Below are 11,870 nucleotides of genomic sequence, written 5' to 3' on the forward strand. Positions count from 1 at the left end.
CGCTGGTGGCTGCTTCATTGGTCCCACTCAACGTTCCGTCCCGGCCGGCGGGGCGTCACCGTGGGGATGAACTCCCGGAGCCCGCGCCGCACCTTCCGCTCGATGTCGGCACGCGAGATCCAGCCAACCTGCCGCCACACGAGGCGTCCGCCCTGGTAGAGCAGCAAGGTCGGGAAGGCGTCCACACCCAGCGACTTACAGAGGCCGGGATGGAGGTCGGCGTCCAGGCTGATCGCGGTAAGCGTGCCCGGGTTGGCAGCGCCGATGGCAGTCACCGAGCTGTTCACGTCGGGGCAGTAGCCGCACCAGTCGGCGCCGAAGTCCACGAGCACGAGGTCGCCGCGGCGGAGGCTGTCGTATTCGGCGAGGCTGATGCCGACCCCGGCACGCGGCCCTTCGAGCGGCGCATCGCCCAGCGCCCACCAGTTGATACCTCCTTGCAGGCTGAACGCGTTTTTGTACCCGAGGGCCCGCAGGCGCTCCGTGGCGTCGCGCCCCTCTTCCCCGTTCTTGCCATAGAGAAGGAGCGGGGTGCTTTTCGGAATGGCCGCCAGGCGGCGGCGGAACGAAGTGTCGCGATAGGGGAGGCTCAGGGCACCCGGGAGGTGGCTTTCCGCAAAGCGGGCCGCGGGGCGCAGGTCGAGGATCCGGAGGCCGGCGCTCTTTTTCATCTTTTCGGCAGCTACCTCCGGTTCGAGGTGCCAGGCGGGTTGCGCGGCGGCGGCAGCGGAAAGCAGGAGGGCAAGGAGCAGAAAGAAGCGAAAAGGCATGGAAACGCATTTTTTTTCCGGGAGGCGGCTAAGCGACCGGGCGCCGCGCCCCCTATCAACGCCGGGGCACACCCGAAGATTGTGGTGCCGCCCGGTAACGGGTGCCCGCCGCTTACTTTTGACCGGAAGGGCATGGTTTTTCCCTTTTCCAACTGTCTATGAGATACACCTACATCATTTCGGCACTCCTCCTGCTCCTCCCGGCCGCCGTGCCCGCCGCGGCACAGGACCGTACCCCCGACAGCGCCGGGACCGACCTTACCGATATCCGCCGCCGCATCTTCGGTGCCCGCTCGCCCCGCACCGACTCGGGTGCGGCGCAGTTTGCACTGGTGCCGGGCGTTTCCTACGGGCCCGCATCGGGCGTTTCGGTATCGCTCACGGCGGTCAAGACCTACCGCCCCCGGAATGCCGGCCCCGACGACAAGCTCTCCAACATCATCGGCTCCGCATCGGTGGCGCAGAAGGGGCAGCTCGTGTTCCAGGCCAATGCCGTTGTGTTCACCCCCGGCGACCGCCACAACGTGCTGGCCGAGTGGCGCTACATGCGCTATCCCTCGCCCACCTGGGGCCTCGGCGCACGCTCGGCCAACGAGGCGGAGTACCAGCTCGATTTCGACTACCTGAAGCTGCACCAGTCGTTTCTGTGGCGGCTGCGGAAGAACTTATACGTAGGCCCGGGCCTGTTCGTGGACGCCCTCTGGCGCGTGCGCGAGCTGGCGCCGCCCGCCCACGGCACCGACTACCAGCGCTACGGGCTCGCGGCCCGCGAGCGGGCCATCGGCCCGGCCCTGCGCCTCCTCTACGACTCGCGGATCAATACGGTGAACCCCGCGAGCGGCACCTATGCCAGCTTCGCCCTGCGCACCGTACGCACGGAGCTCGGCAGCACCAGCAACTGGCAGTCGCTGCAGGTAGACCTGCGGCGCTACATCCCCATGGGGCGGCGTCAGAACGTGCTGGCCTTCTGGAGCTACAACTGGTTGACGCTGGGCGGCGGGCAAACGCCCTACCTGCTGCTGCCCAGCACCGGCTGGGACGACCAGTACAACACGGGCCGCGGCTACCAGCAGGGGCGCTACCGCGGGCGCAACCTGCTGTACCTCGAGGGCGAGTACCGCTTCGGCATCACCCGCAACGGCCTCCTGGGCGCCGTGGCCTTTGCCAACGCGCAGGCCTTCCCGTCGAACCCGCTGCGGGGCCTCGGGCGCATCCTGCCGGGCGCGGGTGGCGGGCTGCGCATCAAGCTGAACAAGTACTCCGCCACCAACCTCGCCTTCGACTACGGCTTTGGTGTCGACGGCTCGCGCTTCCTGGCGCTTAATGTGGGGGAGGTGTTTTAAGGTAGGCGGCCGCTGAAGCGGCCTTGCTTTTCCTAAAGCGGCACGCGGGTATCTCGCAAAGGCGCAGAGACGCGGAGCACGCAGGTTTTTTCGCGATGCTCATAGAGTGCCCTGCCTGCGGCAGGACTTTTCACACGGCGGCACGGCGGAACGCACGCTTATCCAGACTGGGTCTTTGCGTCTCCGCGCCTCCCGATGCTTCGGGGGCTTGAAACCCACTGGCTGCCTCGAGAAAGCTAGACCGCTTGCGGCGGCGGTAGGGAGCAGAACGTGCGCCGTGCCGCCGTGTCTCCGTGCCGCCGTGTGCATCCTTTCGTGCCGCTCGCGGCACATCCAACGCGATTACCGATCTTCGGAACGATGGATACGGCTACTTACGAAGAGATCATCAACAGCGGCACCGTGCTCGACGGTACTACGCTCAACATCACGATAAAGGAGCTGCATGCCCGGAAGGAAGCCGGGCTCGTGGCCGTGCTGCAGCGTATCCTCGCGCATAACGCGGTGGAAAAGCCGCCGCGCCCTGCCGGCACGTTTGACACTTCGCCTACCTGGTACCGCATCGACCTGCCGGCCGAGTCTGCTGCCGCCATCGCCGACCTGTTCCTGGCCCTCGAGGCGGAGCACGCCGGCGAAGGCGATAAACCGGCCCCGATGGAGCTATTTTATGGTAACCTGGCCGACAAATGGATGCCCTTCAGCTACCCGTTATGAGGCCCGTACTCTTCGCCATCGGCTACTATGTCTTTGCAATCCTCGTGCTGTTCGCGCTTGCCGCAGCCCTGGGTCCCATTTATGGGCATGGGGGCAATCCGTTGATCTATGTCATATACTTCTTTGCTGCCGGCGGTGTGGTACTGGCTGCCCTTGAGCTCGGGTGCCTGGTGCTTGGGAAGAAGCATGCGAAGGGAGCGTTGCTGGTGCATCTGCTTGTGCTCGGGGCACTGTTGATCATGCTACGGTGAGAACGCTTCCCCTAATGCAAATGAAAAGGGCCGCCACTGGCGGCCCTTTGTCTGGAAATAGTATGTAGATCAGGAAGTACTTAACGTATCGTGCCGCGTGAAACGAGCGCTGTTCTTGCAGGGCGCTTCGCTTCACGGCTGACGCCTCACCTCTCACGAGCCCGATTTGATCTGCTTGAGCACCGTCTTCTTGGGCACATAGCCTACGTTGGCCCACTTTACCTTGCCTGCTTTGTAGAGGATGAGGGTAGGCAGCGCCTCGATGCGGAGCGTGCGGGTGATGCCGGGATTGAGGTCGGTATCGATGCGCACGATCTCCACCTTGTCGGCCTGCGTGCGGGCGATCTCGTCGAGGTAGGGCTTCATCAGCTTGCAGGGTCCGCACCACTCGGCATAGAAATCCACGAGCACGAGCTTGTCGCTGCGCTGCACAAGGGTGTTGTACTGGTCCGTGGTCATGCCGCGGATGGCGCCACCTTCCTCGGGGAGGCCGTCCTGGCGCCACTTCATGATCCCGCCTTCGAGGTCGTACACCTGGGTGTAGCCCAGCTGGCGGAGCTTGCCGGCCGCTGCGGCGCTGCGGCTGCCGCCAAGGCAATACACGAAGAGGGGCGTGGCCTTGTCGAGCGCCTCCACCCGCTTAGCAAACAGGGTGTCGTTCCAGTTGGCGTTGAGGGCGCCGGGCAGGTGCCCCTTGCCGAACTCCTGCGGGGTGCGGACGTCGAGTACCACCGAGCCGGGCGTCTCCTTTACCTTCTGGGCAAATACGGATGCGGAAAGCGGGGCGGTCTGGGCAAAGGAGCCCACCGACAGCAGGAGGGCGAGGCACAGTACAGACAGGAGGCGGGTCATAGGCGGGGATTATTGCCCTGCAAACATACGCCGGCCCGCCGGCACGGGCGCCTCCGAATCGTTAAAAGGAGCCCTGCGGGCGTTCTTTAGTCTATTGGTCTATTGGTAATAGGATATCGTTAGCTCCGGCTCCCGCCGCACTATTCCCGATTCCCGATTCCCGCTCACCCGCTCACCTTGTTCACCCGCTCACCTTCCCTCCAGGAAGCTCTCTACAGCGGCCGTCCATTCCGGGGCATAGTGGCGCAGGTAGTTCTCATGCCCTGCCTCCGGGAAGGTGACGAGCCGCTTCGGGCCGGCGAGGTTTTGAAAAAGGGCATCCGTCTCGGAGCGCAGCACCTTGCTGTCCTGCTCGCCCCACATCAGGAGCACCGGCACCGACACGTTGCGGGCATAGGTTTCGGGGTTGTGGGCAAAGGCGTTGAAGCCATTCATCACGCCGCCCCAGAACAGCAGCAGGTGGGCCATCGGGAACGCGGGCGCGCCCTGCATCGAGAAGCGGTTCTTTACGGTCTGCGTCATGGTGCCGAAGGGGCACTCGATGAGCGCGCCCCGCACCGGTATCGGTTCCTCGGCCAATGCCTTCAGTAGGGCTGCTGCGCCCATGGAGGTGCCGAAAAGCCACAGGTCTTTTTCTCCCTGCCCCTGCAGCCAGCGCACCGCGTCCCGTACTTCTACGGATTCCCTGTGCCCGATGGTGCACTGCCTTCCTTCCGATCCGCCGGCGCCCATGAAGTCGACGAGCAGGGTGTTGTAGCCAAGGCCGCGGAACACCGACGCCTTATCGAGCAGCCCGCTTTTGGACCCGCCATAGCCATGAAAGAGCAGCACGGTGCCTTTGGGCTGGCGCACCCGGATCCACCAGGCCTCGAGCCGTACGTTGGAGGCGATGGCCACCGTTTCATAGGCGGTGTCGGGCGCCTGCGTGTTCCGCGGCCTTGGGTTGGGTACGCCGGTCAGTGCCATCGAGAGCTTTTGCCCGAATGTGAGCCCGCGCTCGTTTGGCTTCACCCCGCCGTTGTCGAAGTGGGTGAAGCGCCACGCGTGCAGCGCCGCAACTGCATTCAGCAAAACAAACACAATAAGCAGCAGCCGCAGCAGGCGGCGAAGATGACGACGCATACCCGAAAGTAATGTGCTGGCTTCGACTTCGCTCAGCCTGACAAAGTAACTGGTCATCCCGAGCGAAGCGGCGCGAGGAGGATGGTGCTCCTGTGCCGATGCAGGAGCGAAGGACCCCCCACCGTGGCGGGACTGGAGAGAAGGAACGCAGATGAATAGGATCGATACGATCGGCGCGGATGCTTTACTCCGGGCCGCTCCTGACGGTGGGAGGCACTCCAGGTATGATCTTTCGGTACGATCGATGAATCCCTTGACCCACCTTTCAAAGAGGTGCGGACATCGCGAAGTTCAACGAAGATGTTCCTCAACGATGACTGTCCAAATACTGACTTCTTTCAATCGTGCCCCAGGAGCATGCTCGCAGGCGTTAGTCCGGCGCCACAGAGTCACCCCTCTCCGCAGGAGAGGGGCCGGGGGAGAGGTCGGGGCCGGGGGATGGGTCACCGTACAAATACGAACGACTTGCCGCCCTGCTGCAGGGTGAGCTGCTTCTTCTCCGGGTCGAAGACCATGACCACTTTGGCGGGCGCATAGCGGAACTCGTGCTTGCCGGCGGCCTCCAGCGTAAATGCCGGCTGTCCCGTAGCCTGAGCCTGGAGCTTGCCTTTTTCCAGCTGTACGTCGATCTGCACCGGGAGCTCGGGGCTGCTGTAGGTACCTGTGTAGGTTTCGAGCGGTGTTGTTGCGGTGGCGGTATCGGCTTTGGCCTTGTCGGCGGATTGTGCCTGTGCGGTAGCAAGGGAGAACGCGGCAAACAGCATGAGTAAGACCCTGGTAAGCATGAATGGGAGGTTTTAAGTTTCCCTTTTGACGAAGGATGCTTCCACCAGGTTACAGCCCTCAGGTGGGCCGCCCGGCATGCAAGGCGATCACCGGCCCGGTGGCAGTAGCGCAGGTGCAGGATTCCGCCGCGTCACCTGCGGCCCGATCACGATGCCGCGGGACTATTCCTTGAAGTCATCCTTCCCCTTTGCCCGTGCTTCTACGGTCGCCCAGGTAGAAGATGAGGCACTGCTGCGCTGCGGGCGGGTAGGGGTACTCCAGTGTTTCGGACCCGGCTTCCGCTCGAGGTGCATGAGGGAATGGAAGGAAACGAATTCCTGCAGCGCAGTCGGCGGGTATGAAGCTGTGGGTGAGCAGCGGGAAGGCTTTGGTACAAGGTGCCAGATCGGGAGCCGTGCGGCGCCGGCAGCGGGTTATCCTCATTGACGTAACGGGGAAGGCAGCGTTGTTCCCTACCAGCCCCCGTGCGCAGCCAACCTTCCAGCCCCCCAAACCCTTACTCGAGCTTCGCTGCCAGTATCTTCCCCTGCCCCATCGTGAGCGGGCTGTTCTTTGGCAATCTGGAAAGCAATGCCGTCAGTTCCGCGCGGTGCTCCTGCAACAGGGAGCTGTGAAAGGCAGGCAGCACGCCCATCACCGCGTAGATCCCGTCGGCGCAGTCGGGGGCGGTGGAGCGGTCGGCGAGGCAGCGGGTGCTGCGGTCCACGAGCAGGTGCAGCAGGGCCTCGTCGCCGGTCCAGGCGTTCGTGATCTCGGAGGCAGCGGCGAAGCGGGCGGCGCCCTGGGCGGCAAAGAGGCCGGCGGCGAGGTCGCGGCGTTTGGCCTCGAGGGCGGCACGGGCGGTGCGGGCGCCGTCGGCGGCCGGGGCGCGGGCGATGATGTCGACGATGCGCTTACCCGGCGCGGGCGCCGCGTAGAGCACGGCCTCTATGGCGATGTTGCGCACGGTAGTGTCGGTTGCGGAAAGAGGCTGCATGAAGTCCTTGATCAGCTCGCTCTGCCCGATGGAGGCGTTTACGTAGGCGATCTGCAGCTGGCTCTCGTGCTGGCGCTGCTGCAGCTCGAGCTGGTGGGCATTGTGGGCATTGGTGAAGTGCCAGCCCACGGCGGCGATCGTTAGGGAGATAACGGCCGGCGTCAGCGCCGTGAGCTTGTCCCATTTATCCTTCTGCTTGCGGGCAAGGGCCTTCTCGAGCCGGGCGAGGCGTTCGTTGAGTTCAGGTTCCATGGCCGTGGTTTTGGTGCCGGAACAAGATAAGAAAAAGGGTTTAGGAGGTTTAAAGAGTTTAGGAGGGTTTAGAAAGGTTCAGGAGGGTTTAGAAAGGTTCAGGAGGGTTGGGGCGGAGGCCCAATGATGGGGTGCAGGCTACGGGAAGGCATTGGGGTGCTTGGTCCAAACGCGTGTCTTTTTGGAGCAGGCGTGAACATGATGGATCCAGAATGAGCACCCGCTCACGCCTTCGCGAAAGCTTCGGCGTGCGGAGCACCGCCACCGGACGACGAAGCCTTGGAAAAGTCGGCTCATCCACTCACCTGCTCACCCGCTCACCTGCTCACCCACACCTGGGGAAGGCCGGAGTCAAAGAAATCTCCCACGTAAGTTCCCCCTTTGGGGCACAGGGGGCTTCAATTCCGTACATTCGAACCCACAAGCGCTCTATTCCCTTAGCCGATCCATGACGCAGCCTTTAACCGATAACTCCTTTCTGGCCGCCCTTCCGGGTGAGATGGCCGCCCGTCTCGCCGTCCACAACTGGCAGGAAAGCCCCTTCGGCCCGCCGGCCGCCTGGCCCGCCGCCTTCCGCGTCACCCTCAGCAACCTGCTCTCCTCGGCCTTCCCGATGGTGCTGCTCTGGGGGCCCGGTCACCGTGTTTTCTATAACGACGCCTACCTGCCGCTCCTTGCCGAGGATAGCCCCGCCCACGATGCCCTAGCCCTTCCCGCCGCTACCGTATTCGGCGCCTCCTGGCAGCAGGTAGCCGCGCTCGTCGAAGGCGTGCTGGCCAACGGCAACACGGTGTTTTACGAAGACGTGCCCACACCCACCCGCCGCCACGGACGCGTGGAGGAGCTGTTCTGGACTTCCAGCCTGAGCCCCGTGCGCGGCGACGACGGCCGCCCCGAAGGCGTGCTCGTGGTGTGCAAGGAGGCCTCGGGTAAGATCGCCCGCTACCGCTCGGTGATGCAGCAGTCCAAGGCCATTATCGCCATCCTCATGGGCGAGGAGTTCACCATCGCCGAAGCCAACCCTGCCGCTCTCGAGATGTGGGGCGCCGGCCCGGAGATCATCGGCCGGCCCCTCTTCGACGTGCTCCCCGAGATGGTGGACCAGGGCTTTCCCGGCCTCCTCCGTGGCGTACTCCACAGCGGCAAGCCCTTCCAGGGCATAGAGATCCCTGCGCGGTTCGAGCGCCCGGGCGCTCCCGCCGATACCCGCTATTTCAACATCGAATACAATCCCTACCATGTGCACGGCAGCGTCGCGGGCGTGCTCCTGCTCGCCACCGACGTCACCGAAAGCGTGCGCGCACGCCAGCAGCAGGCCATCGCCGAAGACGAGGTGGAGGCTGCCATCGCCGCCGCCGACCTCGGTTACTGGCACGTAGACCCGCGCACCAACAGCCTCCGCTCCAACCGCCGCACCCGAGAGCTCTTCGGGCTCCCGCCCGACGAGGAGCACGTGGAGCTTGGCCTCGCCATCGAAGCCATCCACCCCGACGACCGGCCCCGCGTGGTGGCCACCATCGGGCGCACCATCAGCAACCCCGCCTTCCGCGACTACGACATCGAGTACCGGGTGGTGCACCCCGTCGACGGCGTTACCCGCTACGTGCGGGCCATCGGCAAGTCGTATTTCGACGAGGGCGGTGCCGCGTACCGCTTCAGCGGCACCATCCAGGACGTAACGCCGAAAAAGCTCGCCGAGGAAGCGCTCCGCGTGTCGGGCCAACGCTTCAGCGCCGCCGTGCAGGCCGTGCAGGGCATCCTCTGGACCAACACCGCCGAAGGCCGTATGGAAGGGGAGCAGCCCGGCTGGTCGGCGCTCACCGGCCAGACCCGCGCCGAGTACGAGGGCTATGGCTGGGCCAACGTCGTGCACCCTGCCGATGCGGCCGCCACCGTAGCCGCCTGGGAGGATGCCGTGCGCGGGCGCAAGAACTTCGTGTTCGAGCACCGCCTCCGCCGCCACGACGGCTCCTGGGGGCAGTTCTCCATCCAGGCCGTTCCCGTGCTCAACAACGACGGCTCCATCCGCGAATGGGTGGGCGTGCATACCGACATCACCGCGCAACGCAATGCCGAGGCCGCCCTCCGTGAGGCCACGGCCCGCCAGGAAGCGACCCTCGCGCAGCTCGAGTCGATGCTGCAGAACGCGCCGATCGGCTTCGCCTTCTTTAGCCACGATCACCGCTACGTGCGCGTCAACGATGCGCTTGCCGCGGCTAACGGCCGCCCCGCCTCCGAACACATCGGGCTCCATATCCGCGACGTCATCGGGGAGCAATACACCCCGATGCTCGAAGGCATCATCGACCAGGTGTTTGCTACGGGAGCGCCCGTACTGGGCCTCGAGGTGGAATTTTCCATGCCCCATGAGCCCGGTACCGCCCGCACCTGGCACACCGGCTTTTACCCGGTACGCAACACCCGCACGGGCGTCGTGGACATGGTGGGAGCTGTGCTGATGGACATCACCGACCTGCGCGCCGCCACCGCCGCCGCCCGCAGGGGCGAGGAAGAGCTGCGCCTCCTGGCCGACTTCATGCCGCAGATCGTTTGGTCTACCGATGCAAAGGGCTTCCACGATTTTTACAACAAGCGCTGGTACGAGTTCACCGGGCTTTCCTACGAGGAAACAAAAGGCACCGGCTGGGGCAACGTGCTGCACCCCGACGACGTGGAGCGCTCCTGGGCCGCTTGGAAGCACTCGATCGAAACAGGCGCCTATTACGAGATCGATTACCGCATGCGCCGCGCCGACGGCCAATACCGCTGGCTGCTGGGCCGCGCCACGCCCATCCGCGACGAGAGCGGTGCCATCACCCGCTGGTTCGGCACCTGCACCGACATCCACGACCAGAAGTCGATGGCCGAGACCCTCGAGCGCCTCGTGGCCGAACGCACCCTGGAGCTGCAGCGCTCCAACGAAGACCTGCAGCAGTTTGCCCACGTAGCCTCCCACGACCTTAAAGAACCCGTCCGCAAGATCGCCACCTTCGAGAACCGCCTCTCCACCGAGTTCGGGCACCTCCTGCCCGAGCGTGGCCGCACCTACCTGCAGAAGATCGAGAAGGCTTCCCGCCGCATGTATGCCATGATCGACGGGGTGCTCCGCTACTCTTCGCTCAACGAAGGGGAGCACCGTGCCTTCGAGGCCGTGGACCTCAACGAGGTGCTGACCCACATCGCCTCCGACCTCGAGGTGCTCATCGAGCAGAAGCGCGCCCGCATCGAGCGCGGCCCGCTGCCCACCGTGCCCGGCGCGCCCACCCTGCTCTACCAGCTGTTCTACAACATCATCAACAACGCCCTTAAGTTCGGCGCTGAGGGCCGCCCTACGGTCATCCGTATTTCTGCGGACGAGGTGCCGGCTTCCGAAGGCCGTCCTGCCATGGCCCGCATCCGCATCCGCGACAACGGCATCGGCTTCGACTCTGCCGAGGCGGAACGCATCTTCAAGACCTTTACGCGCCTGCATACAAAAGACCATTACGAGGGCACCGGCCTCGGCCTCGCCCTCTGCAAGAAGATCGTAGATCGCCACGGTGGCTCCATCCGGGCCGAAGGCGAGCACGGCGAAGGCGCACTATTCGAGCTGCTGCTGCCGTTGGAAGGATAGGAATATCGAACAAGGAACACGGAACAGCGAATGAGGAAGGGCTTTAGAGGTTCTGGGGTTATGGGACGAGGGACGTAGGTTAGGAGGAGGAATAATTGAGTAAGCGAGTACATGAATACTTGATCATTTGAGGGAGATGGAAGGATGAGGATTGAGGCTGGAGGAATGACTCATGATGACGTTGCGCCTCCCTCTTTCATTTGCTCCTGTATCCCACCCTCGCTTACTCAATTGCTCATGTATTCACTTGTTCAAGTATTTCCCTCCATGCCTTCTGCCCTTCACCTTCCTCCCATAATCCCAGAACCCTCCCGGGGAATTTTCCCATTTTTTCCTGGCCTTTTTCCCATGGCGGCGCCCGCGGTAGGGGGTAGTTTGCAGGTCTAAAACCACCTGCATGGAAGCCCGGATCCCCGCTATTCACAGCTACTGCGACCGCTGGTGCGAACGCTGCGCCTTTACGGCCCGCTGCGCCGTCTTTTCCGCCACTGCCGACCTGTCGCCCGAAGAAGAAGACCCTGAGCACGAAGCCTTCTGGGAGCGCCTCTCCGGCCAGTTTGCCGAAACGCTCCGGCTGCTGGAGGCCGACGCCGAAAGCCACGGCCTTACCCTCGGCGAGCCCGGCCCCGAAGAGGAAGTGCGGTACCGGCAAGCCCATGCCGCCCGCGAGGCAGCCGTGGCCGCCCACCCGCTCAGCATCTGCTGCGCCGAGTATGCGGCCACTGTGGATGCGGTGCTTTCCGACAGCCCGATCTGGCGCGAGAAGGGCAGTGCCCTGGCAGAAGAGGTGCGCCTCGGCATCCGCACTCCCGGCTCCTCGTACCAGGAGATCGAGCTCGCGGAAGACTGCCACCAGGTGATCCGCTGGTACCAGCATTTCATCGGTATCAAGTTCCGCCGCGCGCTCAACGGCCAGATCGGCGACGGCGACGCGCCCGACGATCCGGATTGCGACGCGAGCGGATCTGCCAAGGTGGCCCTCCTTGGCGTGGAGCGCTCCCGCCTTGCCTTTACGAGCCTCTTCCGCCTCATCCCCGACGAAGACCGCCTGCTGCCGCTGCTCGCCCTGCTCGAGCGCATCGAGGCCTTGGGCCGCAAACAATTTCCGGCCGCGCACCGCTTTGTGCGCCCGGGCTTCGACGAGGCAGCGTGCGTTTAACGCCGTCGGAGCCTGATCGAGGAGGTAGGTGC

The 11,870-nt window shown here is 64.3% G+C and carries 10 protein-coding genes; 5 read left to right on the forward strand and 5 right to left on the reverse strand.

Going from position 1 to position 11,870, the window contains the following annotated elements; translation table 11 throughout:
- Positions 1-14: 14 nt before the first annotated feature.
- Entirely contained in the window at positions 15-770 is a 756-nt protein-coding gene (locus ABD937_RS01205) for a rhodanese-like domain-containing protein (RefSeq protein WP_345252759.1), read from the reverse strand.
- Between the two features lie 158 nt (positions 771-928).
- Here ABD937_RS01205 and ABD937_RS01210 point away from each other — a divergent pair, with 158 nt between their 5' ends.
- The 3 genes from ABD937_RS01210 (at position 929) to ABD937_RS01220 (ending at position 3,078) form a co-directional block, all read left to right on the forward strand.
- Positions 929-2,113, forward strand: a complete 1,185-nt coding sequence (locus ABD937_RS01210; protein ID WP_345252760.1) for a BamA/TamA family outer membrane protein — start codon at positions 929-931, stop codon at positions 2,111-2,113.
- A 360-nt stretch (positions 2,114-2,473) separates the two neighbouring features.
- A complete protein-coding gene (locus ABD937_RS01215; protein ID WP_345252761.1) occupies positions 2,474-2,827 on the forward strand; it encodes a hypothetical protein in 354 nt (117 codons plus the stop codon).
- On the forward strand, positions 2,824-3,078 hold the full coding sequence (locus ABD937_RS01220) for a hypothetical protein (RefSeq protein WP_345252762.1): 255 nt from the start codon (positions 2,824-2,826) through the stop codon (positions 3,076-3,078). Before ABD937_RS01215 ends, ABD937_RS01220 begins: the two co-directional genes overlap by 4 nt.
- Positions 3,079-3,231: 153 nt before the next feature.
- On the opposite strand, the gene trxA is transcribed toward ABD937_RS01220, so the two are convergent.
- The 4 genes from trxA to ABD937_RS01240 all read right to left on the reverse strand — a co-directional run bounded on the left by trxA (position 3,232) and on the right by ABD937_RS01240 (position 7,066).
- Complete coding sequence (gene trxA, locus ABD937_RS01225; RefSeq protein WP_345252763.1) at positions 3,232-3,930, reverse strand: thioredoxin; 699 nt, start codon at positions 3,928-3,930, stop codon at positions 3,232-3,234.
- Between the two features lie 189 nt (positions 3,931-4,119).
- Entirely contained in the window at positions 4,120-5,052 is a 933-nt protein-coding gene (locus tag ABD937_RS01230; RefSeq protein WP_345252764.1) for an alpha/beta hydrolase, read from the reverse strand.
- Between the two features lie 443 nt (positions 5,053-5,495).
- The gene (locus ABD937_RS01235) at positions 5,496-5,837 is read right to left on the reverse strand and encodes a DUF3471 domain-containing protein (RefSeq protein WP_345252765.1); all 342 of its coding nucleotides are present in this window, start codon (positions 5,835-5,837) and stop codon (positions 5,496-5,498) included.
- A gap of 497 nt (positions 5,838-6,334) precedes the next feature.
- The gene (locus tag ABD937_RS01240) at positions 6,335-7,066 is read right to left on the reverse strand and encodes a hypothetical protein (protein WP_345252766.1); all 732 of its coding nucleotides are present in this window, start codon (positions 7,064-7,066) and stop codon (positions 6,335-6,337) included.
- Positions 7,067-7,514: 448 nt separating this feature from the next.
- On the opposite strand from ABD937_RS01240, the gene ABD937_RS01245 reads away from it, so the two are divergent.
- Complete coding sequence (locus ABD937_RS01245) at positions 7,515-10,679, forward strand: PAS domain-containing sensor histidine kinase (protein ID WP_345252767.1); 3,165 nt, start codon at positions 7,515-7,517, stop codon at positions 10,677-10,679.
- A 397-nt stretch (positions 10,680-11,076) separates the two neighbouring features.
- Positions 11,077-11,838, forward strand: a complete 762-nt coding sequence (locus tag ABD937_RS01250) for a hypothetical protein (protein WP_345252768.1) — start codon at positions 11,077-11,079, stop codon at positions 11,836-11,838.
- The last annotated feature ends 32 nt before the right edge of the window (positions 11,839-11,870 follow it).

The sequence above is a fragment of the Flaviaestuariibacter amylovorans genome, from assembly GCF_039541815.1.
In the GTDB taxonomy this organism is placed as follows: domain Bacteria; phylum Bacteroidota; class Bacteroidia; order Chitinophagales; family Chitinophagaceae; genus Flavisolibacter; species Flavisolibacter amylovorans.

Excerpts from the sequence above, each read along its gene's own strand:
- ABD937_RS01210 (WP_345252760.1), top strand. The coding sequence starts at position 929 with ATGAGATACACCTACATCATTTCGGCACTCCTCCTGCTCCTCCCGGCC.
- ABD937_RS01250 (WP_345252768.1), top strand. The coding sequence starts at position 11,077 with ATGGAAGCCCGGATCCCCGCTATTCACAGCTACTGCGACCGCTGGTGC.
- ABD937_RS01235 (WP_345252765.1), bottom strand. The coding sequence starts at position 5,837 with ATGCTTACCAGGGTCTTACTCATGCTGTTTGCCGCGTTCTCCCTTGCT.
- ABD937_RS01245 (WP_345252767.1), top strand. The coding sequence starts at position 7,515 with ATGACGCAGCCTTTAACCGATAACTCCTTTCTGGCCGCCCTTCCGGGT.
- ABD937_RS01205 (WP_345252759.1), bottom strand. The coding sequence starts at position 770 with ATGCCTTTTCGCTTCTTTCTGCTCCTTGCCCTCCTGCTTTCCGCTGCC.
- ABD937_RS01215 (WP_345252761.1), top strand. The coding sequence starts at position 2,474 with ATGGATACGGCTACTTACGAAGAGATCATCAACAGCGGCACCGTGCTC.
- ABD937_RS01230 (WP_345252764.1), bottom strand. The coding sequence starts at position 5,052 with ATGCGTCGTCATCTTCGCCGCCTGCTGCGGCTGCTGCTTATTGTGTTT.
- ABD937_RS01220 (WP_345252762.1), top strand. The coding sequence starts at position 2,824 with ATGAGGCCCGTACTCTTCGCCATCGGCTACTATGTCTTTGCAATCCTC.
- trxA (WP_345252763.1), bottom strand. The coding sequence starts at position 3,930 with ATGACCCGCCTCCTGTCTGTACTGTGCCTCGCCCTCCTGCTGTCGGTG.
- ABD937_RS01240 (WP_345252766.1), bottom strand. The coding sequence starts at position 7,066 with ATGGAACCTGAACTCAACGAACGCCTCGCCCGGCTCGAGAAGGCCCTT.